The sequence below is a fragment of the Erwinia sp. AK-PDG3-5 genome, from assembly GCF_056821705.1.
Window position 1 is genome coordinate 3,160,631 of the sequence record NZ_CM165967.1, and the last position, 25,082, is coordinate 3,185,712.

The following is a 25,082-nucleotide window of genomic DNA, read 5'->3' on the forward strand; positions in this document are numbered from 1 at the left end:
GGTTAGCCCGCCCGATGACTGGAAATAAACTGTTGGAAACGCGGCGATCCCTGTTCGCCAAACATCTCTTCCGGCGTGCCCTGGCAGTCGATGGTGCCCTGATGCATAAACACCACGCGGTTCGACACGTTACGGGCAAATCCCATTTCATGGGTGACCACCAACATGGTGCGGCCCTCTTCGGCCAGGCTGCGCATCACTTTCAGCACATCGCCCACCAGCTCGGGATCGAGCGCGGACGTCGGCTCATCAAACAGCATCACTTCCGGCTCCATCGCCAGCGCGCGGGCAATCGCCACCCGCTGTTGCTGACCACCCGACAGCTGCGAAGGATAGAAATCTTTGCGGTTCAGCAAACCGACGCGGTCGAGAATTTTTTCCGCCTGCGCAATGCACTCTTTCTTGCTGCGCTTCAGCACATACAGCGGCCCTTCAATCACGTTTTGCAGCACGGTCATATGCGACCACAGATTAAAGCTCTGAAAGACCATTCCCAGCCGGGAACGCAGCGACTCAACCTGGCGATGGTTGGCCGCCAACTGATGCCCGCGCGCATGGCGCTTCATCTCGATGGTTTCACCCGCCACGCTGACTATGCCCGAATCCGGCGTTTCCAGCAGATTGATGCAGCGCAGAAAGGTACTTTTGCCGGAGCCGCTGGCGCCGAGGATCGAGATCACGTCGCCCTTTCTCGCCTCCAGCGAAATGCCTTTTAAGACTTCAAGCGAGCCGAAAGACTTGCGGATGTCGTTCATCGACAGGGTAATTGGGGCGTAATCAGTCATGTTTCTCTCCGGCAATCACAGGGGGAACAGGCAGAGGCACATCGGCCTCCACCGGGCGCAGACGTGGCGACAGCCTGCGCTCAATCAAAGCATAGATTTGGACGATGATAAAATTGAGGATCAGGTAAATCAGCGCCGCGCAGACGAACACTTCCATCGTGCGGTACGTTCGCTGAATAATCTGTTGCGCCACGCCGGTGACATCCCATACCGTCACCAGGCTGGCAAGCGCGGTGGACTTCACCAGCAGGATCGCTTCGGTAGAATAGGCCGGCAGCGCATAGCGCAGCATGATGGGCGCGATAATCCGGCGCAGCAGCAGCCAGCGGGACATGCCGCAGGCCATCCCGGCTTCAATCTGCCCGGCGGGGATCGCCAGCAGGCCCCCACGGAAAATTTCGGCGGTGTAAGACGCGGTACAGAGTGCCAGCGCCACCACGGCGCAGAAAAACGGCTCACGCAGCACAGGCCAGACAAAGCTGTGGCGGATCACCTCGAACTGCCCCAGACCGTAATAGATCAGGAACAGCTGGATCATCAGCGGTGAGCCGCGGAAAATCAGAATATACAAACGGGCGAAGCCGCTGAGCAGCGGGTTGCGGCTCATGCGCATCGCCAGGATTACCAGGGCCAGCACACCGCCCAGCACAAATGACGCGAAAAACAGCCCCAGCGTCACCGGCAGCGCGGCCGCGAGTTTGAGGAAGGTTTCGGTCAAAAAGGCAAAATCAATCATCGGGCCTCTCCTTTAGCTGTGGGCCGCAGTGCGGCTTTGATGTGCGCGCCCCAGCCGTTGTTCCGCCTTTTTAAAGGCGGTGTTCGAGAGCACCGTCAGCAGCAGATAACAGGTGCCGCCAATCAGATAAAAGGTGAAGTACTGCCGCGTGGAGCCGGCCGCAACCTGGCTGGCACGCATCAACTCCACGATGCCGGTCACCGAGATCAGCGCCGAATCCTTCAGGCTCATCTGCCAGACATTGGACAGGCCCGGCAGCGCGTAACGCACCACCTGCGGCAGAATAATGCGTTGCAGAATACGCCACTTCGGCATACCGATGGCCTGCGCCGCTTCGATCTCGCCGGAATTGAGCGCCAGTCGGCCCGCGCGAAAGACTTCCGCCTGATATGAGGCGGAAATCAGGCCGATCGCCAGCGCGCCAATCAGGAACGGCGGCACCTCGATAAAGCCATCTGCACCAAACATCTGACCAATCTGGGTAATCAGCCCGGAGCCACCGAAATAGAACAGGTAGATAATCAGCAGTTCCGGAATGCCGCGAAAAATCACTGAATAGCCGTCACCCAGCCAGCGCACCGGACGGCGGGGAGAAAGCTTGGCTGCCGCCACGCCGCTGCCCACCACCGCCCCGACCATCATCGCCACCAGCGATAGCAGTAATGTGGTCAGCGTGGCACTCAGGATTAAGCCTCCCCAGCCATTTTCACCAAACCCAAGATTGGCCATTGTTGCTTCTCCCCGCCTACGGCGTTACGTCAGTTTTAAACCATTTTTGGCTAAGTTTTTTCACCGTGCCATCCGCCAGCGCCGCTTTGATCGCCTCATCCAGTTTGGCTTTCAGATCGTCGTCAGATTTACGGATGCCCAGCGCTTCGCCTTCACCCCAGATCGGGCCACCCAGCTGCGTGCCGCCCAGCTGAAGATCCTTATTCTCTGGCTTGCTCAGAATCGAGGTGGCAAAGGTCACATCGTCAAACACCGCGTCAATACGTTCGGCCTGCAAATCGAGGATCGCATCTGCCGACGCGTTGTATTCGCGCACGGTCGCCACATCCTTGAAGTACTTATCAATAAATGGCGTGTACACCGTGCCGGAGGCGATGCCGATGGTTTTGCCCTTCAGCGCCGTTTTCAGGCTGGCAATGGCCGGTTCGATTTCTTTCGCATCGTCATGCAGTTTAATGATCCCGGCAGCGCCGGTGCCCGCCGGCAGCACGCCGCCGCTTTTGGTGGTGATAAAGCTGGCCGGGGTTGAGGCGTACGGCACGGTGAAATCAATTACCTTGCGACGGTCCGGGGTGATGACGATCGCATCCATGATCACGTCGTATTTCCCGGCCTGCATACCGGCAATCATCCCATCCCAGTTCTGCACCACCAGCTTGCAGCTGATTTTCATCCGCTGGCACAGGTCAGCCATCAGCTCTGGCTCAAAGCCGCTGAGCTTGCCGCCCGGCAACGTCATGTTCCAGGGTTCGTAGCTGCCTTCGGTGGCAATGGTGATCGATTTCCACTCTTTCGCCTGAACAGAGACGGCGCAAAGCAAGGCTGAAGTCACAAGGGAGGTAACCAGTACCCGACGGACTAACGGATGTTTCATCAAGCGCTCCTGGAGAAAAGGGGTGGCACAACTGAGGGCGCAACCCTGGGTTTGTCTCTGTTGAACCCGCACAGAGGTGAAGTAGCTATGTCATGTATATACAAGTAAAGCCGTGACTATTCCCGCGACCAAAGACAAAACTGTGACGCACTCTATGTTAATGACTTGTTGTCAGCAGTTGTTATGTCTTGTACATACAACCAGAGCAATTTTTATGCCATTTTCACCCTCACCGGATAACCTCCGGTAAAACAACAAACCTCCGACCAAAAACAGCCGCTTAGCCCCGCCGCAACGTCCCTTAATTGCACCAGAAGAAGGCAATATGCACCAAAAGTGCACGGTTAAAGCCTGCCAACGATGGCAAAAAATGTCTGTTGTACAGTCAGATACACTGTGTACACTTTCTCCTCAGCCCGCAAAAAGGTATCCGCAGTGTCAGACCACAAAGCGCTCTCCGAGATGATTACCCTGCTCAGCAATGAACCCGCCCCGCTCTATCAACAGGTCAAACAAGGCATCATCAATCTGATCCGCGCCGGACACTGGCAACCCCATCAGCGCGTTCCCTCGGAAAGTGAAATGGTGGTGGAACTGGGCGTCAGCAGAATGACCATCAACCGTGCGCTGCGGGAGTTGACCAGCGAAGGGTTTCTGATGCGCCTGCAGGGCGTCGGCACGTTTGTCGCCGAATTAAAGGCGTTCACGCCGATGTTGGAGGTGCATAACATTGCCGATGAGATTGCCAGCCGGGGCCATCGTCACGCCAGCGAGGTGCTGTTCCTGCGTGAAGACAAGGCCGAGTTTGTCGCCGCCCAGGCGCTGGGCATCAGCGTCGGGGCAGTCCTGTTTCACTCGCGCATTATCCATTTTGATAACGAGATACCGGTGCAGTTAGAGGATCGTCAGGTTAATCCGCGGGTCGCCCCTGACTATCTTCAGCAGGATTTTACCCAGGGAACGCCCTTTGCTTATCTGACGAGGATTGCGCCATTAACCGCCGGTGAACATGTGGTGGAAGCGGTGAGCGCCACGGAAGAGGAGCGGCAGTTGCTGCAGATTGCGGCGGGTGAGCCCTGTCTGCAAATTCAGCGCCGCACCTGGCATCAGCAGGCGGTAGTGACCTGCGCACGCCTGCTGTACCCGGGCGCGCGCTATAAGATGTTTGGCCGTTTCCAGCCGCAGAATTAGGGGATTAAGCTGGCCTGCTGATTTAACAGCCTATTGAGGTTAGCGCTTTAGCATACGGTCGATAAGTTGCTTCAGCAGCGGTTGCAGCGTGCTGGCCTTATCGCCGCGCCAGTTAAACGGCGGCGTCTCATCCATGTAATTGCACTGGGCCAGCTCCAGCTGCACCGCATGCTGATTTTCTTCCGGCTTACCGTAAGCGCGGGTGATATAGCCGCCCTTAAAACGCCCGTTCATCACCCAGCTGAAGCTGGACTGCGCGGCACAAATCTCCGTCAACCCTTCAGCGATGGCCGGGCTGCAGCTCAGGCCGCCATTGGTACCCAGATTCACATCCGGCAGCTGCCCGTCGAACAGACGCGGGATCACCGAGGCGATCGAGTGCGCATCAAACAGCAGCGCATAGCCAAACTTCTGCTTAATACGCGCCAGCTCTTTTTGGATTTGCTGATGGTACGGCGTCCAGATAGTCGCCAGATAGCCCTGCCGCTGCGCATCGCTCGGCGTCATGCCGGGCTTGAAGGTTGGCGTACCGTCAAACAGCGTTTCGGGATAGAGCCCGGTAGTGGCGGTGGTGTACAGCGCCTCGTTGTCCGGCGGTCGGTTCATGTCGATAACAAAACGGGAATAGTTGGCCACCAGCACGCTGGCACCCATCTCACGGACAAAATCATACAGCTGGGGGATATGCCAGTCGGTGTCCGGCAGGCCGCTAGCCGCGTCACTCAGGCCCAGTTCGACTTCCGGTGTCAGTGCGGTGCCGGCATGCGGGATGCTGACCAGTAAGGGTAGCGAACCCTGGGTAAACTCAAATGGTTTCATCGAATTGCCTCTCCTCTGAAGATCACCTGACAAGGCAATTGCCCGCCAAGCCAGTAAACCAGTTCCGCCGGGCGCTTGAGCGGCCAGTGTACGAAATCAGCGTATTTGCCGGTCTCAAGCGATCCCTGCGTATCCGCCAGTCCCAGCGCCCTTGCGCCGTGCAGCGTGGCTCCCGCCAGCGCTTCTTCCGGCGTCATGCCGAACAGCGTGCAGCCCATATTGAGCATCAGGCGTAATGACAGCGCGGGCGAGGTGCCCGGATTGGCATCGCTGGCCAGCGCCATCGGCACCTGGTACTGGCGGAACAGCGCCACCGGCGGCACCTGTTTTTCACGCAGCAGGTAGAAAGCGCCGGGCAGCAAGACCGCCACCGTGCCGCTTGCGGCCATCGCGGCCACATCCGCTTCGGTGGCATATTCCAGGTGGTCAGCAGAGAGCGCGTTAAACTTCGCCGCCAGCGAACTCCCACCGAGGGAAGAGAGCTGTTCGGCATGCAGTTTCACCGGCATCCCCAGCCGTTGTGCGGCCTCAAACACGCGGGTGACCTGGGCAGGCGAGAACGCCAGGTGCTCGCAGAAGGCGTCCACCGCATCGGCGAGTTTTTCGCGGGCGACCTGCGGCAGCAGCTGTTCGCAGATCAGCGTGATCCAGCCATCAGGATCGGATTTGAATTCAGGTGGGGTGGCGTGAGCGGCCAGGCAGGTCGAGCGAATCTGCACCGGATGGATCTTTGCCAGCTGACGGATCGCTTTCAGCATCCGCAGTTCACTCTCCTGGTCCAGCCCGTAACCGGATTTGATCTCAACGGTGGTAACGCCTTCCGCCAGCAGCCTTTCGAGCCGCCAGCTGGCACTGGCCACCAGTTCCTCGAGCGAGGCTTTGCGGGTGGCGGTGACTGTGGAGATGATCCCCCCGCCCTGCGCCGCAATTTCGCTGTAGCTGACGCCATTGAGACGTTGTTCGAACTCGTGGCTGCGGTCGCCGCCGAACACCAGATGCGTATGGCAATCGACGAAACCAGGCGTGATGATGCCGCCATCCAGTTTGTTATGGATATCGGCGCGAATATGTTTTGTCTCTTTCCACGGGCCAATCCAGACGATCCTGTCCTGACGCACCGCGATAGCCCCGTTCGGGATGATGCTATACTTGCCCTCCTGCATCGTCACGATATCGGCACCGTACCACAGGCTGTCACAGCGAAGTTCACCGCTCATCTTCTCTCCCGACTTTACTGTTGATTCATAAGTATGTATATGTATATACAACTACATTGCCTGGGAAGCAACCATGATGGCTCGCTATTTTGCGCCGCGCGTCCTGCTGGTGGACGGTTGGCATCACGATGTTTTGATTGAAGTCGACGACGCTGGATTTATTCAGAAGCTCACGCCAAATGCCGCCGAAGGCGACGCCGAACGCCTGAATGGCGCGGTGATCCCGGCGATGGCAAACCTGCATTCTCATGCCTTCCAGCGCGTGATGGCCGGGCTGGCTGAAGTGGCCGGCGACCCGCAGGACAGTTTCTGGACCTGGCGCGATTTAATGTATCGCATGGTGCAGCGGCTCTCGCCTGAGCAGGTTGGTGCCATCGCCGCCCATCTTTATGTCGACATGCTGAAAGGCGGCTATACCCAGGTCGCTGAATTCCATTATCTGCACCATCACACCAACGGCACGCCCTATCCGCAGGATCAGATGTTGCAGCAGCTGATTGCCGCCGCCGGCCACGTCGGTATCGGTCAGACCATGCTGCCGGTTCTCTACAGCTATGCCGGTTTTGGTGCGCAGCCGCCGCAGCCGGGCCAGAAGCGCTTTATTCAGGATACCGCCGGTTATTTGCGTCAGCAGCAGCAGTTGGCTGAGCTGCTCGCCGACAAGCCGCTGCATAATCAGGGGATTTGCTTCCACTCCCTGCGTGCGGTCAGCGAACCGCAGATGCGTGAGGTGCTGGCCGCCCTGCCGGACAGTCTGCCGGTACATATTCACGTTGCCGAGCAGGAAAAAGAGGTGGCTGACAGTCTGGCGTGGAGCGGCGAACGCCCGGTCAGCTGGCTGCTCAATCGTTTTGCTGTGGATGCGCGCTGGTGTCTGATCCACGCCACTCATCTCGACGAGTACGAGGTTTCCCGTCTCGCCGCCAGCAAGGCGGTCGCCGGTCTTTGCCCGACCACCGAAGCCAATCTCGGTGACGGGATTTTCCCAGCCACCGACTATATTGCCCTTGGCGGCCGATGGGGCATTGGTTCCGACAGTCACGTTTCACTGGATGTCGTTGAGGAGTTACGTCTGCTCGAATACGGTCAACGGCTGCGCGATCGTCGTCGCAACCGCATTGTCACCCCAGAACAAACCTCGGTTGGCGATCTGCTTTACCGTCAGTCGCTGGCAGGCGGCGCGCAGGCCTGTGGTGTGAAGATGGGCCAGCTGGCACAAGGATACCGGGCCGACTGGCTGGTGTTGGCCGATGATGCCTTATTGGGAAGCACAGCAGACGCTTCGCTGTTGAACCGCTGGCTGTTTGCCGGGCATCGGGGGCAGATTCAGGACGTATTTGTTGCTGGTAAACAGGTAATTGCGGACGGTAAGCATGCCGATCAGCCGCAAATCGATGCGGCATTCCGTGCTGTGGTTGAGGCGCTGAAATGATCCATTTCTTTGACATTCAGACCTTGCCGGTCAGCCGCTGGCGCAATGGCGGCGGCGAAACGCGGGAGATCATCAGCTTCCCGCCTGCTGCCGAGGCGTTCAGCTGGCGCATCAGCATTGCCACCATCGCCCAGGACGGGGATTTTTCCCTGTTTCCCGGCATCGATCGGGTGATCACGCTGCTGGACGGCGACGGTGTGGAGCTGAATGCCCGGGGCAAGTATCAGCAGCTGTTATTGCGCAATCAGCCATTTGTGTTCGCGGGTGAAGATGAGATTGCATCACGGTTAATCGGTGGCGTAAGCAGTGACTTCAACGTGATGACCCGACGGGAAACGCATCAGGCAGCGGTGCGGTTAGTCAGCGAAAGTATTTTTCCTGCTGCCGAAACCGCCGGCGTCGCCTATGTGTTAGCCGGAGAATGGGTGGTTGGCGACCGCCGTTTGCAACAGGGTCAGGGCGTCTGGTGGCCGCAAAACGGTGAGCCGCTGGCACCGGGATCGTCGGATGCCGGGTTGCTGTTGACGGAGATCAGGCAGAGGTAGTTAGATAAGTCGGCTGGGGGTATTGGTGGCAAGGTCTGGGAGAGTTTGTGGCTGCTATTCTGTAAGTCGTCTTGGTGTCTTGGTGTCTTGGTGGCAAGGTCGGGGAGAGAGGGGTGAACACAAAGTCGCCGTGAACCCATCCCTGGGGCTCAGCGGCGACATCCCTGTCGCCGATGCTTTGCTTATCACCCCTCTCTCCCTTCCCTTAAGCTTCAGCGTCGAATGGTTAATTGGGGACGCACAGGTCAAGACCCATCTCCCTCAAGTCTTTCTTCTTTTTAGCTTCAGCGTCGAAGAGTTAATTCGGGACGCACAGGTCAAAACCTTTCCGCGTTTGGATGTTGACCTGTGCGTTCACCAAACCATCCGAAAACATTGAAGTTAGTGGGCGGTAGCACAGAGCGGGTTAGCCGAGTGTATGCCGCAGGGATGCGGCATCCAAGCCCCCAGGGATGGGTTCACGGCGTCTCGGATAACCCGCTCTGTGCGGACGCCATACACCCAACCCGGTTTTGACCTTGACTGAAGACTTACACCGAACCCGGTTTTGACCTTAGTAAACCTAGCCGTGCCCCTTAAAACGCCCCAGCAACTTATAGCGCGAGCCGGGGTATAACAGCTTGGCGTAGGTCACGATCTTCGCGTCACTCCATGTCTGACGACGGATTAACAAACAGGGTTCATTGGCCTCTATCGCCAACGACGTACACTGCTGACGATTCGGCAATACCGCTTCGACAATGTGCTCACCCGCCGTTAATGGCGCGACGCGCATCAAATAGGTGTAGGGGGTTTGCGCGGTGAAATCCTGCTGCAAATAATCCGGCGCCACCAGCGGATTCACCAACCGGTCCTCCAACTGAACGGCCAGATCGTTCTCGAAATGCACAATCACCGAATGAAACACCGCATTACCGGTGCTCAAACCCAATACTGAAGCCTGCTCAGGATCGGCCTTGATTTCCCGTAATGCCACAATCTTGCAACTGTGACGATGGCCGCGCTGGGCAATCTCCTCGGCAATATTGTGCACTTCCAACATCGCCGTGTAGCCTTTCGACTCGGCCACAAAAGTGCCGACACCCTGCATGCGGATCAAATAGCCTTCGCTGGTCAGCTCACGCAACGCCCGATTTATGGTCATCCGGCTGACGCCAAGCTCATTCACCAACTCGCTCTCAGACGGCACCCGCTGATTCGACTTCCATACGCCTTCCGTAATCTGGCTGACGATCGCCTGCTTCACCCGCTGATAAATCGGCGCAGGCTGATCGCTCATGGCGGCTGAGAGTTGAGAAATGGCAGTCTGCTCGACCATAAATTGCTTCCTTAATGAAAATACTTTCGCCAGTTTACTGTTAACCTACCCAAATGTATATACATCTGAGGGGCAACCACTGCACTGCAATGGAGCAGCGTGCTTCAAAATAGCGCGTGACCCCTAACTCGATTAAAAACACCAGCAACCCAGCAACCACGCGGATCCGGCCCTGAAGCCCGCCGCCACCGCACCTGAGATGAATTTCACCACAGACAGAAAGTTTTGTGATCGAACTGGCACAAGCATTGCTAATTGTATAGACAAGACTATACACATCTGCTTCACTGCAGAAAGTGACCTGTTAAGCCCCCGCTGCCCAATGGCAACGGCATCCCTGAAAAAGGGTTGATACCCTACGAACTTGTCTATACAGGAGTATACCATGTCAGCCACCCCGCATCTCTGCCACCTGATCCCCGGTAAGGTTGAGTTGGCGATGCTGAAACGCATCTATCACGGTGAGGTTCACCTCTCGCTGGATGACAGCGCCCGCGCAAAAATCCTTGAGGCCCGCGCCACCGTCGAAGCCATCGTTAATTCTGGCAAGGTAACCTACGGCATCAACACCGGCTTCGGCAAACTGGCGCAAACCTCTATCCCGGCTGAACGCCTGGCGGAACTGCAACGCAACCTGGTGCTCTCGCACAGCGTCGGCCTGGGTGACCTGCTGCCCGATGACGTGGTGCGCGTGGTGATGGCGACCAAAATCATCAGCCTGGCGCGCGGCCATTCAGGCGTGCGCATCGAACTGATCGACGGCCTGCTGGCCCTGTTTAACGCCGGCGTGATGCCCTGCATTCCCGAGAAAGGATCGGTGGGCGCGTCAGGCGACCTCGCACCGCTGGCGCACCTCTCCCTGATGCTGCTGGGCGAAGGTGAAGTGCGGTTTGAAGGCAAACTGATCCCGGCGACGGAAGGCCTGGCGCTGGCCGGCCTGCAACCGTTTGTGCTGGGACCAAAAGAAGGCCTGGCACTGCTAAACGGCACCCAGGTGTCGACCGCACTGGCCCTGCGCGGCCTGTTCGAAGGCGAAAAAGCCTTTGCTGCCGGACTGGTTGCCGGCGCGCTGTCGCTGGAAGCCATTAAGGGATCGATTAAACCTTACGACAGCCGCATCCATGAAGCGCGCGGTCAGCTGGGGCAAATCGCCGTGGCCGCCGCCGTCACTGCGCTGCTGGAAGGCAGTGAAATCCTCCCTTCGCACGCCAACTGCGGCCGGGTGCAGGATCCCTACTCCATTCGCTGCGTGCCACAGGTGATGGGCGCCTGCCTGGATAACCTGACCCACGCCGCCAAAATCCTGCAAATTGAAGCCAATGCGGCTTCGGATAACCCGCTGGTGTTCAGCGATACCGGCGATGTGATCTCCGGCGGTAACTTCCATGCTGAACCCGTTGCTTTTGCCGCCGATATCCTGGCGCTGGCGATTGCCGAAATTGGCGCAATCTCCGAACGCCGCATGGCGCTGCTGCTGGATACCGGCCTGTCCGGCCTGCCACCGTTCCTCGTCAACGATGGCGGCGTCAACTCCGGCTTTATGATTGCCCAGGTCACCGCGGCCGCGCTGGCCTCGGAAAACAAATCCCTGGCGCACCCTGGCAGCGTCGACAGCCTGCCTACCTCGGCAAACCAGGAAGACCACGTCTCGATGGCAACCTATGCCGCCCGACGCCTCGGTGCGATGTGCTTTAACACCTCGGCGGTGGTCGGCATTGAAGCGATGGCGGCCGCGCAGGGCATCGACTTCCATCGCCCGCTGAAAAGCTCTCCGCTGATTGAGCAGGAACTCTCTGCCCTGCGCGAACGCGTCGCCTTCCTCGACAAAGATCGCCTGATGGCCCCGGATATTGAACAAATGCGGTTATGGGCAAGCAGCGACAGCTGGCCGCAGCCAGTTGCCGCCCTTTTACCCAGTGCAGCACGTTAAGCAACCCCAAAATTAAGGACTGAAAAATGAGTGACAACGTAAGCAAAGCCGTGGCGCGCGAAGTGCGTGCCCCTCATGGTAGCGAACTTAACTGTGCCAACTGGCTGATTGAAGCGGCCTACCGCATGATCCAAAACAACCTCGATCCCGACGTGGCAGAACGCCCGGAAGATTTGGTGGTCTACGGCGGCATCGGGAAAGCGGCCCGTAACTGGGAGTGCTTCGAGCAGATCCTGCGCTCGCTGAAAGCCCTGCAACCGGAAGAGACGCTGCTGGTGCAGTCCGGCAAACCGGTCGGCGTGTTCCGTACCCATGCTGACGCACCGCGCGTGCTGATCGCCAACTCCAACCTGGTGCCGCACTGGGCCACCTGGGACCACTTCCACGAGCTGGATAAAGCCGGCCTGATGATGTACGGCCAGATGACCGCCGGTTCCTGGATCTACATCGGTGCCCAGGGCATCGTGCAGGGCACCTTCGAAACCTTCGTTGAAGCCGGCCGTCAGCATTACAACGGCGACCTGAGCGGTAAATGGATACTGACCGCAGGGCTGGGTGGCATGGGCGGCGCGCAAACGCTGGCTGGCGTGCTGGCGGGTGCGTCGGTACTGGCCGTTGAGTGCCAGGAATCGCGTATCGACTTCCGTCTGCGCACCCGCTATGTCGACTTTAAAGCCACCAGCCTCGATGAAGCGCTGGCGATGATCGACAGTGCCAACAAAGAAAAACGCGCGATCTCCGTTGGCCTGCTGGGCAACGCCGCTGAAATCCTGCCCGAACTGGTGAAACGCGCCAAAGCCGGCGGCATGAAGCCGGATATCGTGACCGATCAGACCTCGGCCCATGACCCAATCAACGGCTACCTGCCAGTGGGCTGGCGCGTTGAGCAGTGGGAACAGACCCGCAAATCCGATCCTAAAGCGGTGGCGAAAGCCGCCCGTGCCTCGATGGCGGTGCATGTGCAGGCGATGCTCGACTTCTGCCATATGGGCATTCCTACCGTCGACTACGGCAACAATATTCGCCAGGTGGCGCTGGAAGAAGGGGTCAAAAATGCCTTCGATTTCCCAGGCTTTGTCCCGGCGTATATCCGTCCGCTGTTCTGTGAAGGCAAAGGTCCGTTCCGCTGGGTAGCGCTGTCTGGCGACCCGGAAGATATCTACAAGACCGATGCCAAACTGAAAGAGCTGTTCCCGGATCACAAAAACCTGCACCGCTGGCTGGATATGGCGCAGGAGCGCATTGCCTTCCAGGGCTTGCCAGCCCGTATCTGCTGGCTGGGACTGGGCGAGCGTCACCTTGCCGGTCTGGCCTTTAACGAAATGGTGCGCAATGGCGAACTGAAAGCGCCGGTGGTGATTGGTCGTGACCATCTGGACTGTGGCTCAGTCGCCTCGCCAAACCGGGAAACGGAAGCGATGAAAGACGGTTCTGACGCCGTTTCCGACTGGCCGCTGCTGAACGCACTGCTGAATACCGCGGGCGGCGCGACCTGGGTCAGCCTGCACCACGGCGGTGGCGTTGGTATGGGCTTCTCACAACATGCGGGCGTGGTGATTGTTGCCGATGGTACCGCAGAGGCTGATAAGCGTCTGGGCCGCGTATTATGGAACGATCCGGCAACCGGCGTGATGCGTCATGCGGATGCGGGTTATGAACTGGCGCAGGAATGTGCCGCGAAGCACGAACTGAACCTGCCGATGATTCGCTAGACCTGAAGGCCGGGCGCCCTGCCCGGCCTGTTTCATTTTTTCGCCATCAGCACAGCACGCCATTTCTGCCCGCCATTTTATGCTACCTTAAATCAGCCAGATATCAGGAATGACAGCCCGCAGAGGAGAGGACGTTATGGCAATCCCCGTTTCGCTGATTGAACAAGCCACCCGCTGGCGTAAAGAGCTGCATGCTCTGCCGGAACTGGGCTACCAGGAACATCAGACTTCCCGCAAAGTGGCTGAACTGCTGCGGGAATTTGGCTTGCAGGTGCATACCGGCCTGGCCGGCACTGGCGTGGTGGGCTCGCTGGAAAACGGCCCCGGGCCGACGATTGGTTTCCGTGCCGATATGGACGCCCTGCCGATCACCGAGCTGGGCAATGCCGAATGGCGTTCCACCCAGCCAGGCGTGATGCACGCCTGTGGTCATGATGGCCATACCGCCATGCTGCTGGCCGCCGCAAAACATCTGAGTGAAACCCGCCAGTTTAGCGGTACGGTGCACTTTGTTTTTCAGCCGGCGGAAGAGAATCTCGGCGGCGCCCGCAAAATGGTTGCGGATGGCCTGTTTGAGCTGTTCCCGATGGATGCAATCTACGGCCTGCATAACTGGCCCGGCTTGCCGGTCGGTCATCTGGCGGTTAACAGCGGCGCGATGATGGCCTCGCTGGATGCCTTCGAAATTACCCTGCATGGCAGAAGTTGCCATGCGGCGATGCCTGAAAACGGCGCGGATCCGATTGTGGCTGCCGCCCAGCTGATCCTCGCACTGCAAACCATTCCGGCCCGACGCCTGTCGCCGCTGGCGTCTGCGGTAGTCAGCATCACCCAGATTGCCGGCGGTGAAGCGATCAACGTCATCCCGGAGAATGTGGTGCTGCGCGGCACCCTGCGCTGTCTGCAAGGGGATGTCCGAAGCAAAGTGCGCAAGATGATTGATGAATTCGTTACCACCTTTACCGCGCCGATGGGCATTGAAGGCAGCATTGAGTATCTGACGGATTATCCGGTGACGCGTAACAATGCGGCGGAAGCGGCGAAGGTGCGCGACTGTGCGCTGGCGCTGCTGCCGGCTGAGCGGGTGCATTGGGAAGTCAGTCCGTCGATGGCATCGGAAGACTTCGCCTGTATGCTCGACGTCTGTCCGGGTGCCTACTTCTGGATTGGCGCAGATGGCGAGACGCCATCCAGACCGTTACACAATGCCCATTACGATTTTAACGACCAGCTGATTAGCGAAGGCATTTCGCTGTGGACCGCGCTGGCCGAGCGTTTACTGCCTCTGCGTTAAGCTGACGTTGGGCGGAAACCCTCCGCCCGAATCTCTGTCACGCAACACTTCCCGCGACGTCGCGCTTAATATCCGGCAGCGTCGATTTGCACTAACCCCTCGGCGATATCCGCCGCCCGACCGGTGGCGACATAACAGCAGGCGATCTGCTGGCGCAGCGCTTCCGGCACCGCAACCTCACGATTCAGGCAGCGGGTGATCCAGGCGGCAGTGGTGTCGGCATCTTTCGCTTCCGGCAGCGCATCACGGTCGGTAATCACCTCATCCTGACGCGGCAGCATCAGTTGCGGTTCGCAGCCATTGATCAGGCTGATGGCCGGGAAACGCTGGGGATTGGCGTACACCTCGCCTTCGGTACCGTTCAGCAACAGCGCACGACCGCCAATCGCCTGGAAAAACGTGCCGACGCGGGGAATGTACTCAGGATGGGACACGCTGGAGAGGCGCAGCGCCGCGTCTTCCGCAAACGGCGTCGCCAGCTTGGCCAGCGTGTGCGCGCTGTTACGCACGCCCATCTTCCAGCGCAGCGACAGCTGACGATCCAGCGGTTCACACAGCGTGGCGACGGTCATAAACACCAGTTCGCCCTGCGCCAGTTTCGCCTGGGCCTGTTCAGCGTTGTGCACCGCTGGCACGTCTAATGCCGCAAAAATCGCTTCGCTGGTAATGCGGGTCGGATCGTCGCTCACGCCATGGACCACCACCGGAAAACCGAGCCTGCTTAACAACAGCGCCAGCAGCGGCGTCAGGTTTCCCTGTTTGCGCGCGCCGTTGTAGCTGGGGATCACCACCGGCATCGGCTGATTGGCCGGCGGCGTCAGCTGCATCACCCGTTCCTGCATCGCCTGATAAAAGCCGAGCATCTCTTCTTCGCCTTCGCCTTTGATGCGCAGGGCAATCAAAATGCCGCCAAGTTCCAGATCCGGCACCGCTCCCGCCAACATCTGGCGATAGAGATCGCGGGCGGTGGCAAAATCGATATCACGGGCATGGTTTTTACCGCGCCCAACTTCTTTGATGATCTTGTTATATTCCATGCTTCTACTCTGTTCGGTGGTTAGCGACGACGACGGGCGGCAGGTTTCTTACCGCTGAGGGCCGGACTGGCTTTTGGCAGCGCCCCTTCCGGCATGGCAGGTTGCTCGATCGGGAAGACCGGAAGCGCCCCCAGCAAACGGGCGCCGTAGCTTTTGCTCAGTAAACGGCGGTCGTAAATCACGATCTCGCCAAAACATTCATGGCTGCGGATCAGCCTGCCCACTTGTTGAATCAGATTAAAGGAGGCGCTGGGCAGACTCTGCACTTCAAACGGGTAGCGCTTCAGGCTTTTCAGCCATTCGCCCTCGGTCAAAATAACCGGACTGTCCACCGGGGGGAAAGCAATTTTATGAATATGCACCTGGGACAGCAAATTGCCTTTCAGATCCAGACCTTCGGCAAACGACTGCAGGCCAACCAGAATGCTGGTTTCACCCTGCTCAACGCGCTTGCGGTGCAAGGCCACCAGCGCCGGACGCGGCCTATCGCCCTGCACCAGCATCATCAGCCGCAGCTCAGGAATATAAGCGAGGAACTGCTGCATGGCGCGGCCGCTGGCGAACAGCACCAGGATGCCTTTGTGCTTCGCCTGCTTAATTTGATCGCGGAAAAAGTGCGCCATCTCCGCCAGATGCTTCACCTCATTCGCCAGCATCGGCTCGAACTGCATCTGTGGGATCACCAGCTTGCCCTGGTCAATATGGTTAAACGGTGAATCCAGGGCGACAAAACGATCGCCGACCTTCTCCGTCAGGCCGGACATCTCCTGCAAACGCTGGAAGCTGCTGAGCGAGCGCAAGGTCGCGGAAGTCAGCACCACATGGGGAATTTTGCGCCACAGCAGTTTCTCCAGCTGATCGCTGACGCGGATCCCGGCGCAATGGAACATCAGATGCGCATTGCCTTCACGGATTTCGCGCGTGGCCCATTTCGACACCGGTGCGCCAGAGGCTTTTTCCATCGCCGCCAGCCGCCACAGTTTGCTGCTGGCTTCAAACCAGCCCAACGCCTTGTTCATCTGGATCAGCGTGCGATGCAACCTGACCACATCAAACTGACCTGATTTTTCGCTCAAATCGTTAAGCAAGGCTTCTGCCAGACCGCGCAGTCCGTCGCTGAGCTTAAACAGGCGCGCACAGATCGTCAGCACCTCTTCCGGCAGCAAGCCCATTTCAAAGCGGTATTCGCCTTCCTGATTATTGGGCGGCAGCAGCTGGGCGAGGATATGTGACAGCTGCTGAAGCTGTTCACGCACCTCTTCGCAATGGGCTTTCAGCCGCTCAGGGTTACTGAGCCCCGGCGGCCTTTTTGGCTGGAACTGCGCCATACACTGCTCCACCAGACGGCAGAACAGATCGAGCTGTAAGGTGGTCCAGCCCGGGGTGATCTCGCCGCTCATTTCCAGCGCATCGCGGGCGACGTCCGGCAGATGATGGCCCTCATCCAGCACCAGCAGCAGGTTTTTCGGTGGCGGTAACACCGATTCGGTTTCCAGCGCGGCCATCACCAGCGCATGGTTGGCGACCACCACATCCGCATGTTCAATCTCACGGCGGGCAACATAGAACGGACATTCACGAAACCAGTGGCAGTTGCTGGCCAGGCAGTTGGCTTTATCGGTGCTCAGGCGCTGCCACAGGGAATCCTCAATGGTGTCTTCGCAGTGATCGCGCAGGCCGTCCCATTGATGGCGGTTGAGGTTTTTTTCCAGCGTAGTGCACAGCGCGCGCTCATCCTTGCTGGCGGTCATCTGCTCATCAAGAAACAGCAGCAGATCGCCCTGTTTTTCTTCATCGGTGGCCAGCGCCGACAGATTGCGCGGGCAGACATAGCGCCCACGGCCAAAGGCCGCCGTGAACTGCAGATCGGGAATGATTTTCTTCAGCAGCGGCAAATCCTTGCTGTAAATCTGATCCTGCAGCGCCACGTTGGCGGTACTGACCACCAGCGGCTTCTTCTCGTCACGGCTGACCGCGATGCCGGGGATCAGATAAGAGAGCGTTTTCCCCACGCCGGTCGGCGCTTCAATCGCCAGATGGCGACCCTCATCGCCCGACAGCGTTTTCGCCACTTCGGCAATCATCTGCCGTTGCGGGGCGCGGGGAATAAAATCGGGAATTTGTTGCTGAAGGGCTTTATACCATTCGGCAATTTGCGTTTTTAACGCGGCAGATAACGCCATGACAACCACTTTTTACTGAAACGGCCTGTATTTTTACACAGTATAAGGCTGACGTCAGCCTTCTTAGATTATTGTGTCGGCGCGGCACGCAATTTTACTAAATCGCGGAAGGCCCTGATCAGCGTCTCCCGGCTGCGCCCACGGCGGAAAATCAGTGAGAAAGAGGCCTGATAGCTGAAATGCTGCGGAGACAACCGTTTCAGCCGCCCTTTCTCCACCCAGGGCCGCGCACAGTGTTCCGGCAGATAGCCGATATAACGCCCGGAGAGGATCAGGATCAGCTGCGCTTCAATACTCTCCACCGAGGCGGCGCTGGCCTTGAATCCGCGCCGCATCAGCTCGGCCTGATTCCAGTAACTGCGGGTGACAAAGCCATAATCATGCAGATCCAGCGCATCAAGATCCGGCTGGTCAAACAGCTGATGGCTGTCACTGCAGTACAGCCAGTGCTGCTCGTGATGCAGCGGTACCGTTACCAGGTTATTGACGTTAACCGGGAAATGACCGATGGCCAGATCCAGGCGGTTATCCAGCACCTTCTGCTGCAGCTCATTGGGATCGCGAACCGAAAGATTGAGGTACACCGCCGGGAATCGCTCGCTGAACTGATTGATGCTCTCCGCCAGCCCCAGCCGGGTGTCGGTAGAGACTGAATCCACTACCCCCAGCGAAAAAACGCCGCCCTGTTCGGTTTTCAGCCCCTCAACCTGGCGGTCAAAGTCGGACAGCGTGCCCAGCAGCTGCAGGCTGTATTGCAAAAACTGTTCACCGCGCGGGGTTAACGAAAATCCGCCGCGTCCGCGCTGGCACAGCACAAATCCCAACCGCTGTTCCAGTTCGCTCATATAACCGCTGATCGCCGGCATGGTCATATTCAGCTCCTGCTGTGCGCGGGAAAAGCCCTGGCAGCGGGCCACCGTGGCGAAAATAGTCAGTAGCTTGAGGTTGGGCAGACGGGTGGCACTCACGGCGGATCCTCAGGGGCGGCAATCAGTTATGGATTTTCTGAACTGATTATTTGCTCTCAGGGATTTTTTCACAAGCCCGTACGACAGATGATGGCGGTTCATTTGCTGACTGCCCGGAGGCGCACCCGATGCAACCTGTTGATAATCCCGATTTCCCGCAGCCGCAAAGCGGTAACGATATGCCGCGCTTTGCCGGACGTGGCACCATGATGCGCTTGCCGGCAGCCGACACGCCGGCTGGACTGGATGCGGCCTTTGTCGGCATCCCGCTGGACATCGGCACGTCGCAGCGCGCAGGCACCCGTTATGGCCCGCGCGCGATTCGGGCGGACTCGGTGATGATCCGGCCGTATAACATGGCCACCGGCGCGGCCCCGTTTGATTCACTGCGGGTGGCTGACCTCGGCGATGTGCCGATCAACACCTATAATCTGCATAAATCCGTACAGATTATCGAAGACTACTACACCGGGCTGAACGCCTTTCCGCTGGTGCCGCTAACGCTCGGGGGCGATCACACCCTGACCCTGCCCGTTCTGCGCGCGCTGGTAAAAAAGCACGGACCGGTAGGACTTATCCATGTCGATGCGCATACTGATACCAACGACGACATGTTTGGCGAGAAGATTGCGCATGGCACCACCTTCCGCCGGGCGGTCGAAGAGGGATTACTCGATCTCACACGGGTGATCCAGATTGGTCAGCGGGCGCAGGGTTACGATGCCGGCGATTTTCAGTGGGGCGTCGATCGGGGTTTTCGTCTGGTACCCGCCGAAAAATGCTGGTATCAGTCCATGGAACCGCTGATGGCAGAGGTTCGCGCGCAGATGGGCAGCGGCCCGGTTTATCTTTCCTATGATATCGACAGCTTCGATCCCGCCTGGGCACCGGGCACCGGCACGCCGGAAGTGGGCGGCTTAACCTCGATTCAGGGGCTGGAGATTGTGCGCGGATGCCGCGGTCTGAACCTGATTGGCGCTGACCTGGTTGAGGTTTCGCCCCCTTATGATATCAGCGGCACCACCTCGCAGCTGGCAGCAAATATTCTCTACGAAATGCTCTGTGTGTTACCCGGAGTGAAATACAACTGAAGGCGCCCAGCGTCGGCACATTGATAAGGTCAGTCATGTCTGAACAAAATCTGGTTTTCCCGGCCCGTGTGTTGCGTGGCGCAGGGGTGATTCATCAGTTAGGAGAAATCTGTCGCGAGCTGGGGCAGCGCGCGTTGCTGATTGGCGGCCATCAGGCGCTGAAAGCGGTGGAGCCGCAGGTGCGAACGCAGCTGGCGGATGCAGAAGTGGCGCTGGTCGGCTGCGAATGGTTCGGCGGAGAAACCTCGCTAAAGCAGATTGCCCGGCTGGGTGAGCTGGCAATGGCGTTAAGGGCGGATGTGATTATCGCCACCGGCGGCGGCAAGTCGCTGGATACCTGCAAGGCGGTAGGCGCTGAATGCAATATCCCGGTGATTACCCTGCCAACCATTGCCGCCACCTGTTCGGCGGTGACGCCGCTGAGTATTCGTTACGATGATAACGGCAATTTTCACGATATCTTCCCGCTGCATCAGGCGCCAGCTGCGGTGATTATCGACAGCGAACTGCTGGCGCTGGCACCGCTGCGCTGGCTGGCGGCTGGCCTCGGCGATACGCTGGCCAAGTGGTACGAATTCCGTGCGGTCAGCCAGCGCCACCCCGCGCTGGATGCCAACGCCCGCTCGTCGCTGGCGCACAGCCATATCTGTTATGAAATTATCGCAGCCCATGGCCCAAAAGCGGTCGAGGCGGTGCGCAAAAATCTGCCTGACCATCATCTTGATCAGGCGCTGGACGTGATCTTTACCTTTGCCGGCCTGACCTCATTGATGAGCAATGGTGCCCATGCTGCCGCCGCGCACGCGATTTATGAAGGCTTTACCTTCTGCGATAAAACCCGCGAATTCGGTCACGGCCTGCTGGTGGGCTACGGCAATCTGTGCCTGCTGGCGCTGGAAAATCGTAGTGATGAAGAGTTGCTGCATGAGATGGATCTGGCGCACAAATGCGGCGTGCCGCTGAGTCTGAAAGAGATTGCCGAGCTGACGGAAGAAGAGCTGGAGGTGATTGTCCGCGAGTCGGTGCACGCGCCGGATATGGAAAACATGGCCGAACCGGTTACCGTCGAGGCGCTGTACCAGGCGATTGCCCGCGTGGAAGCGCTGGCAGCGCAGCGCTGAGCCGCGAAGTAAGCTGTGAAAACGGCGCCTTTCGGCGCCGGTAAACCCGCAGCAAACGCTATCCTCCGGGTTATCCAGTAAAGCTTCGCTTTCGCTCTCCTCCGGATAATCCAACCAGCCTTCGCTTTCGCTATCGGCCTGTTGATTCCAGCAGACCTTAGCTTCCGCTTTCCGTTTCCAGCCGGGCTTTGCCAATGCGGCCGATAAACGGCAGGCGCAGCGCGGGAGACTTTACGTCCACGCCCATATTGAAGCCGAGGATATTGATCTCCAGCCCTTCCTCCCCACCCAGCGTTAATCCCAGCACGCCCAACAGCGAGGCCTGGAAACCGCGTCCTGACGGCGGCAAACCCACCGGATTGGTCAGCGGCCGGAAATCTTTGCCGATGGCGTTAGCGGGCAGATCGAGCCTCAGCGCGGGAACTTCACGGCCAATGTGCGCCAGGAAGGTATTGCTGTTCGGGCCAGGCCAGACGCGGTAGGTGTGCGGCCACGGATAGCTTTTAATTGCCGCTTCAATTTGCGGGATCATCGCCTCTGCGCCAGCGCCCCGGTGATCGACGATCAGCTGCGGCTGACCGCCAAACCAGTAACCGTCCGGCAGGGTGAAATTCTCTCTGATGACGTTGTTACTTCCCCAGCTCACCACTTCATAGCGGCGGAACTGCGTCTCGCCAACCTTCTTAAAGATGATCCACGGATGAACGGCCAGCAGCCCGCGCCAGCTAAAGGCAGGCGCAATATACACCTGCACAATGGCGGTCTGCCTGAAGGCCACCGGATCGGGGGCGATGCCGGCGGAATCCCGTTTCGCGGTGGACCAACTCTGACCGGTAATCGCCGTACCGTTCTGCGAGGCTTTAAGGTAACTCTGGCCGAAAGAGAGCAGCATGATGCAAATAAATCCAATACTTAACACTTTCAACGTGAGCATAGTTCCTTGATCCACCTGGGGGAAAAACGGGCAATAAAGGACAGTAACCCCCGCAGCGCCTGAAGGTCAACTGCGGGGATTTTTTTAATGCACCGTCAGCAGGTGCAGCAGCTCCTGCATATCGCTCTGCTGCTCCAACGTCAGGCAATACGATTCCAGGGCGGCGGTTTGCTGCGTCGGCAACACTCTGACCGCCAGCTGTTGAAACTTCAGCAACAACGCCTCATCGCTCAATGGATTTTGCGGCGATCCCAGCGGAACGGTCACCTGCTTACGCCCGCGTTCGCCGCGAAGCGTTTCCAGCTCAACAATCGGCTCTTCGTTGCTGTTCTGGCTGGCGTCGACATGCAGCACAATGCGTTCCAGCATGGCGGCCATCTCTGTGCTGCCGCGTTTTTCCGCGTCATACGCCGCGAGGCCCGCATGGCCATACAGCACGCGTGCGGCCATCGCGTAAGGCAGGCTCATCTGCGCCGCCGCCAGGCTTGCAAGATCGCTGTTGCCGCACATCTCCAGCAGGAAAGGATTGAGGTAAACGTGCAGGCGGGCAATCTCTGCGGCGGTACAGTGATGTGCTGCCATCAGCTCGCCAACGGCATCCACCGCCGAATGCGTGCCGCGACAGGAGGCATAGGGCTTGATCGAACAGCGGTTGAGTTTCCATACCTGCCCCAGTTCGGCGGTCAGCGCGTCCGGCTGTCGGCTGGAAGGGGCCAACGTCTTAAGGAAACCGCCCCAGAGATCCTCAAAGGTTTGTGATGCCCCGGTGATCCCCTGTTGGGCAAGCATCGCCGCCAGCACCCCGCCCTCTGCGGCCCGTCCGGCGTGCAGCTTCTTGCTTTGCGAACCGTCATGGATAAAGCCCCATAAGCCGCCGCTAAAGCTGGCTGCTATCCCCATCGCCTGCACCGTTTGGTTCTGATTAAGCTTAAGTAATGAGGCCACCGCCGCCGCCGCGCCAAATACGCCGCAGGTGGAGGTGGAATGCCAACCGGCTTCGTTGTGCGGTGCATAGCCACCGCAGGCTTCCAGCACCCGGCGGCCAATCTCATAGCCCAACACCACGGCGGTAATCAGCTCGCGTCCCGTCACATCAGCTGGGCACAGTGGCAGCACCGCCATCACCGCAGGCAGCACCACCGCCCCGGAGTGATCGCACCCCCCGGTATCGTCCAGCTCATACATATGCGCCGCAATACCGTTCAGCCAGGCGGCATTGCGTGGAGAAGTGGCCATCGGACTTCCCCAGACGCGGGCAGCCGGCGCGCAGCCTTCAACCCGCACAGTCTGCTGAACGGCCAGCGCGATCGGGCTGTTGCTGCCCGCAAGCGTCGCGCCAAAGGTATCCAAAATATGCCGTTTAGCGCGCTCCACCAGCGACTCAGGCAGATCGCTGAAGGTGGTTTGGGCGACAAAGCGGGCCAGCTGATTGATGCTCTGGCTCATGCTTGCTGCTCCAGACGCTGGCGCTGGAAAATCTCCGCAGGATGTTCAGTAACGTTATCCGGCTGGGTTTGCCACCACTCGGCCACCTCCCCGGCGCTGGCCAGCCAGACCTTTTCATGGCTGCGGATAAAGTCCAGCAGTTCGCCAAGCAGGCCAATGCGCCCGGCCGTGCCGATGATTTCGGGATGCAGGCGTAAGACGTAGCACAGGCCAAAGCGGTGGAAGCCCTGAAAATCGAGCTTCATATTTTCCAGCGTCTGATGATACGAGGCGATGCGCGACTGCCCCGGCGGCACGGCCGGGCTGAGGTTGAAGGCGAAGTAAGGCTCGTCTTCCAGTTCATAATGCATTGGCAGTTCCACCAGCCGGGTGGCCGGATGAAAATAGGGCAAATCGTCACCGCGCCAGCTGGAAGACCAGCGGATGCCGCGATCGCTCAGCGCCGCTGCCAGCCCCGGTTTCCACTGCCCGGCCGGCGTGCGAAATCCCACCGGACGTTGGCCGCAGGCGGCTTCCAGCCGGTCGCAGCCCGCAGTGACGCTGCTTACTTGCTCCGCCAGCGTCAGGCTATCGAAATTCTGATGGCGATCGCCGCACCCGGCGATTTCATGCCCCGCCGCGACAATGCGCGCGAACACCTCAGGATTCTCTTCCGCCACGATAGCGGGCAGACACCAGCTTGCGCGCACGTTTTTTTCTGCCAGCAGCTTCAGCAGGCGATCGATGCCGCGAAGCGTGCCGTAACGCCAGACCGACAGGGTTTTATCACGTCCGGCCACGGCGGGTGTCTGCGTCAGAATGCCGTGAATATCATTGAAATCGAGGGTCAGCACCACAGCAGATTGCTGCCCGTCTGGCCAGCGTGTGGGTTCAGTCATGCTGCTGCTCCTTGAGATACCAGTGGGCGACATCGCGGCAGCGGGCGAACCACACGTTGCGCTGGCGCATATGCGCGATAAATTGTTCCAGCAACAGAATGCGGCCCGGTTTCCCGCTGATTTTCGGATGGAACAGGGTGGTGAGACACAGCCCTTCGTCCATTGCGCCATCAAATTCGCGGCACCAGTTATCCAGCGTCAGGGCATAGCTGGCGGTACGATCCAGCCCTTTCGGGAAGTCCGGCTCGCGGGTATAGGCCAGTGACGCGTAATCATCCATCTCCCATTTGCCGGGGATTTCCACCAGCTTCTGCGTAAAACCCGGCACGGCGATGGCGTAGGGCCGGTCGTCGCCGCGCATACTGCTGGAATAGGTGACGCCAGCGTCGAGCAATATGCCGGGCGTCTCGAGGTGCCAGTCGCCCGATGGCGTGCGGAACCCCTCGGCACGGATGCCGAGGTGTTGCCAGAAAATTTCACGCGATGTCGCCATCACCTGACGCTGCTGTTCGCCGCTGAGGGCATAGAAAGACTCATGCCGGTAACCGTGATAAGCCACCTCATGCCCTTTTTCGACGATAGCCGCACACTGCTGCGGCCACTGCTCCACCACCCACGCCGGAATAAAGAAGGTGGCCGGAACGTCAAACTGCTCCAGCAGATCGAGGATCCGCCCCAGCGCGCGGAACGGGCCGTAGCCGCCGAAGGTAAAATACTCGGGCTTCTGCCAGATCGTACCGTTAAGCATCGCGTCGCCGGTAGGGCCATCGAGATCGAAGGCCAGTGCCATACAGCCCTGCTTGCCTTCCGGCCAGCGCGGGCGAACGTCAGGTGAGGTCATC

At 59.0% G+C, this 25,082-nt stretch carries 22 protein-coding genes; 8 read left to right on the top strand and 14 right to left on the bottom strand.

Features of this window, described 5'->3' with window-relative positions; translation table 11 throughout:
- Positions 1-2: 2 nt before the first annotated feature.
- From AC1UKS_RS14610 to AC1UKS_RS14625, 4 genes are read right to left on the bottom strand one after another with little or no spacing between them, the layout of a single operon-like run.
- The gene (locus tag AC1UKS_RS14610; RefSeq protein WP_265911865.1) at positions 3-785 is read right to left on the bottom strand and encodes an ABC transporter ATP-binding protein; all 783 of its coding nucleotides are present in this window, start codon (positions 783-785) and stop codon (positions 3-5) included.
- Entirely contained in the window at positions 778-1,521 is a 744-nt protein-coding gene (locus AC1UKS_RS14615) for an ABC transporter permease (protein ID WP_482434216.1), read from the bottom strand. The genes AC1UKS_RS14610 and AC1UKS_RS14615 overlap by 8 nt, the downstream gene beginning before the upstream one ends.
- Positions 1,522-1,533: 12 nt before the next feature.
- Entirely contained in the window at positions 1,534-2,250 is a 717-nt protein-coding gene (locus AC1UKS_RS14620) for an ABC transporter permease (RefSeq protein WP_013201447.1), read from the bottom strand.
- A 16-nt stretch (positions 2,251-2,266) separates the two neighbouring features.
- Positions 2,267-3,124, bottom strand: a complete 858-nt coding sequence (locus AC1UKS_RS14625) for a transporter substrate-binding domain-containing protein (protein ID WP_482434217.1) — start codon at positions 3,122-3,124, stop codon at positions 2,267-2,269.
- A gap of 462 nt (positions 3,125-3,586) precedes the next feature.
- Between AC1UKS_RS14625 and hutC (AC1UKS_RS14630) the strand changes: the two genes are divergently transcribed.
- Positions 3,587-4,315 (top strand): histidine utilization repressor, encoded by a 729-nt coding sequence (gene hutC / locus AC1UKS_RS14630; RefSeq protein ID WP_482437000.1) that lies wholly within the window; start codon positions 3,587-3,589, stop codon positions 4,313-4,315.
- 39 nt (positions 4,316-4,354) lie between these two features.
- On the opposite strand, the gene hutG is transcribed toward hutC (AC1UKS_RS14630), so the two are convergent.
- Together hutG and hutI are read right to left on the bottom strand one after the other, a co-directional pair.
- Positions 4,355-5,134: an N-formylglutamate deformylase gene (gene hutG, locus AC1UKS_RS14635; protein WP_482434218.1), complete on the bottom strand. Its 780-nt coding sequence runs from the start codon at positions 5,132-5,134 to the stop codon at positions 4,355-4,357.
- Positions 5,131-6,351 (bottom strand): imidazolonepropionase, encoded by a 1,221-nt coding sequence (hutI, locus tag AC1UKS_RS14640; protein ID WP_482434219.1) that lies wholly within the window; start codon positions 6,349-6,351, stop codon positions 5,131-5,133. The genes hutG and hutI overlap by 4 nt, the downstream gene beginning before the upstream one ends.
- A gap of 76 nt (positions 6,352-6,427) precedes the next feature.
- On the opposite strand from hutI, the gene AC1UKS_RS14645 reads away from it, so the two are divergent.
- The gene (locus tag AC1UKS_RS14645; protein WP_482437002.1) at positions 6,428-7,783 is read left to right on the top strand and encodes a formimidoylglutamate deiminase; all 1,356 of its coding nucleotides are present in this window, start codon (positions 6,428-6,430) and stop codon (positions 7,781-7,783) included.
- Positions 7,780-8,328: a HutD/Ves family protein gene (locus tag AC1UKS_RS14650; protein ID WP_482434221.1), complete on the top strand. Its 549-nt coding sequence runs from the start codon at positions 7,780-7,782 to the stop codon at positions 8,326-8,328. The genes AC1UKS_RS14645 and AC1UKS_RS14650 overlap by 4 nt, the downstream gene beginning before the upstream one ends.
- Before the next feature lie 562 nt (positions 8,329-8,890).
- On the opposite strand, the gene hutC (AC1UKS_RS14655) is transcribed toward AC1UKS_RS14650, so the two are convergent.
- A complete protein-coding gene (gene hutC, locus AC1UKS_RS14655) occupies positions 8,891-9,646 on the bottom strand; it encodes a histidine utilization repressor (RefSeq protein WP_013201440.1) in 756 nt (251 codons plus the stop codon).
- A 385-nt stretch (positions 9,647-10,031) separates the two neighbouring features.
- Between hutC (AC1UKS_RS14655) and hutH the strand changes: the two genes are divergently transcribed.
- The 3 genes from hutH (at position 10,032) to AC1UKS_RS14670 (ending at position 14,582) form a co-directional block, all read left to right on the top strand.
- Positions 10,032-11,576: a histidine ammonia-lyase gene (gene hutH / locus AC1UKS_RS14660; RefSeq protein WP_482434223.1), complete on the top strand. Its 1,545-nt coding sequence runs from the start codon at positions 10,032-10,034 to the stop codon at positions 11,574-11,576.
- A 26-nt stretch (positions 11,577-11,602) separates the two neighbouring features.
- Positions 11,603-13,288 (top strand): urocanate hydratase, encoded by a 1,686-nt coding sequence (gene hutU / locus AC1UKS_RS14665; protein ID WP_265911854.1) that lies wholly within the window; start codon positions 11,603-11,605, stop codon positions 13,286-13,288.
- 136 nt (positions 13,289-13,424) lie between these two features.
- Complete coding sequence (locus AC1UKS_RS14670) at positions 13,425-14,582, top strand: M20 aminoacylase family protein (protein ID WP_265911853.1); 1,158 nt, start codon at positions 13,425-13,427, stop codon at positions 14,580-14,582.
- Positions 14,583-14,647: 65 nt separating this feature from the next.
- On the opposite strand, the gene ybiB is transcribed toward AC1UKS_RS14670, so the two are convergent.
- From ybiB to AC1UKS_RS14685, 3 genes are all read right to left on the bottom strand, one after another.
- Positions 14,648-15,619, bottom strand: coding sequence for a DNA-binding protein YbiB (gene ybiB / locus AC1UKS_RS14675; protein WP_482434226.1), 972 nt, complete (start codon positions 15,617-15,619; stop codon positions 14,648-14,650).
- Positions 15,620-15,639: 20 nt separating this feature from the next.
- Complete coding sequence (gene dinG, locus AC1UKS_RS14680; protein ID WP_482434228.1) at positions 15,640-17,802, bottom strand: ATP-dependent DNA helicase DinG; 2,163 nt, start codon at positions 17,800-17,802, stop codon at positions 15,640-15,642.
- A 68-nt stretch (positions 17,803-17,870) separates the two neighbouring features.
- Positions 17,871-18,770 (bottom strand): LysR family transcriptional regulator, encoded by a 900-nt coding sequence (locus tag AC1UKS_RS14685; protein ID WP_265911851.1) that lies wholly within the window; start codon positions 18,768-18,770, stop codon positions 17,871-17,873.
- A gap of 128 nt (positions 18,771-18,898) precedes the next feature.
- Between AC1UKS_RS14685 and speB the strand changes: the two genes are divergently transcribed.
- Positions 18,899-19,861: an agmatinase gene (speB, locus tag AC1UKS_RS14690; protein ID WP_482434230.1), complete on the top strand. Its 963-nt coding sequence runs from the start codon at positions 18,899-18,901 to the stop codon at positions 19,859-19,861.
- 35 nt (positions 19,862-19,896) lie between these two features.
- Positions 19,897-20,982, top strand: a complete 1,086-nt coding sequence (locus AC1UKS_RS14695) for an iron-containing alcohol dehydrogenase family protein (RefSeq protein ID WP_053145912.1) — start codon at positions 19,897-19,899, stop codon at positions 20,980-20,982.
- A 157-nt stretch (positions 20,983-21,139) separates the two neighbouring features.
- Here AC1UKS_RS14695 and AC1UKS_RS14700 read toward each other — a convergent pair whose 3' ends face one another.
- The 4 genes from AC1UKS_RS14700 to AC1UKS_RS14715 all read right to left on the bottom strand — a co-directional run bounded on the left by AC1UKS_RS14700 (position 21,140) and on the right by AC1UKS_RS14715 (position 25,081).
- Entirely contained in the window at positions 21,140-21,916 is a 777-nt protein-coding gene (locus AC1UKS_RS14700) for a DUF3750 domain-containing protein (protein WP_482434232.1), read from the bottom strand.
- Between the two features lie 84 nt (positions 21,917-22,000).
- Positions 22,001-23,362 carry an MmgE/PrpD family protein gene (locus tag AC1UKS_RS14705; RefSeq protein ID WP_482434234.1) on the bottom strand — a complete coding sequence of 454 codons (1,362 nt, stop codon included), beginning with the start codon at positions 23,360-23,362 and terminating at the stop codon, positions 22,001-22,003.
- Entirely contained in the window at positions 23,359-24,240 is an 882-nt protein-coding gene (locus AC1UKS_RS14710) for a polysaccharide deacetylase family protein (RefSeq protein ID WP_482434236.1), read from the bottom strand. The genes AC1UKS_RS14705 and AC1UKS_RS14710 overlap by 4 nt, the downstream gene beginning before the upstream one ends.
- A complete protein-coding gene (locus tag AC1UKS_RS14715; RefSeq protein WP_482437004.1) occupies positions 24,233-25,081 on the bottom strand; it encodes a polysaccharide deacetylase family protein in 849 nt (282 codons plus the stop codon). The genes AC1UKS_RS14710 and AC1UKS_RS14715 overlap by 8 nt, the downstream gene beginning before the upstream one ends.
- Position 25,082: the final 1 nt, after the last annotated feature.

Coding starts and splice junctions, on each gene's coding strand:
- AC1UKS_RS14650 (WP_482434221.1), top strand. CDS start 7,780: ATGATCCATTTCTTTGACATTCAGACCTTGCCGGTCAGCCGCTGGCGC.
- AC1UKS_RS14700 (WP_482434232.1), bottom strand. CDS start 21,916: ATGCTCACGTTGAAAGTGTTAAGTATTGGATTTATTTGCATCATGCTG.
- AC1UKS_RS14695 (WP_053145912.1), top strand. CDS start 19,897: ATGTCTGAACAAAATCTGGTTTTCCCGGCCCGTGTGTTGCGTGGCGCA.
- ybiB (WP_482434226.1), bottom strand. CDS start 15,619: ATGGAATATAACAAGATCATCAAAGAAGTTGGGCGCGGTAAAAACCAT.
- hutC (WP_482437000.1), top strand. CDS start 3,587: ATGATTACCCTGCTCAGCAATGAACCCGCCCCGCTCTATCAACAGGTC.
- AC1UKS_RS14645 (WP_482437002.1), top strand. CDS start 6,428: ATGGCTCGCTATTTTGCGCCGCGCGTCCTGCTGGTGGACGGTTGGCAT.
- AC1UKS_RS14625 (WP_482434217.1), bottom strand. CDS start 3,124: ATGAAACATCCGTTAGTCCGTCGGGTACTGGTTACCTCCCTTGTGACT.
- hutI (WP_482434219.1), bottom strand. CDS start 6,351: ATGAGCGGTGAACTTCGCTGTGACAGCCTGTGGTACGGTGCCGATATC.
- AC1UKS_RS14670 (WP_265911853.1), top strand. CDS start 13,425: ATGGCAATCCCCGTTTCGCTGATTGAACAAGCCACCCGCTGGCGTAAA.
- speB (WP_482434230.1), top strand. CDS start 18,899: ATGCAACCTGTTGATAATCCCGATTTCCCGCAGCCGCAAAGCGGTAAC.
- AC1UKS_RS14615 (WP_482434216.1), bottom strand. CDS start 1,521: ATGATTGATTTTGCCTTTTTGACCGAAACCTTCCTCAAACTCGCGGCC.
- hutC (WP_013201440.1), bottom strand. CDS start 9,646: ATGGTCGAGCAGACTGCCATTTCTCAACTCTCAGCCGCCATGAGCGAT.
- dinG (WP_482434228.1), bottom strand. CDS start 17,802: ATGGCGTTATCTGCCGCGTTAAAAACGCAAATTGCCGAATGGTATAAA.
- AC1UKS_RS14715 (WP_482437004.1), bottom strand. CDS start 25,081: ATGACCTCACCTGACGTTCGCCCGCGCTGGCCGGAAGGCAAGCAGGGC.
- AC1UKS_RS14610 (WP_265911865.1), bottom strand. CDS start 785: ATGACTGATTACGCCCCAATTACCCTGTCGATGAACGACATCCGCAAG.
- hutU (WP_265911854.1), top strand. CDS start 11,603: ATGAGTGACAACGTAAGCAAAGCCGTGGCGCGCGAAGTGCGTGCCCCT.
- hutH (WP_482434223.1), top strand. CDS start 10,032: ATGTCAGCCACCCCGCATCTCTGCCACCTGATCCCCGGTAAGGTTGAG.
- AC1UKS_RS14620 (WP_013201447.1), bottom strand. CDS start 2,250: ATGGCCAATCTTGGGTTTGGTGAAAATGGCTGGGGAGGCTTAATCCTG.
- AC1UKS_RS14710 (WP_482434236.1), bottom strand. CDS start 24,240: ATGACTGAACCCACACGCTGGCCAGACGGGCAGCAATCTGCTGTGGTG.
- AC1UKS_RS14705 (WP_482434234.1), bottom strand. CDS start 23,362: ATGAGCCAGAGCATCAATCAGCTGGCCCGCTTTGTCGCCCAAACCACC.
- hutG (WP_482434218.1), bottom strand. CDS start 5,134: ATGAAACCATTTGAGTTTACCCAGGGTTCGCTACCCTTACTGGTCAGC.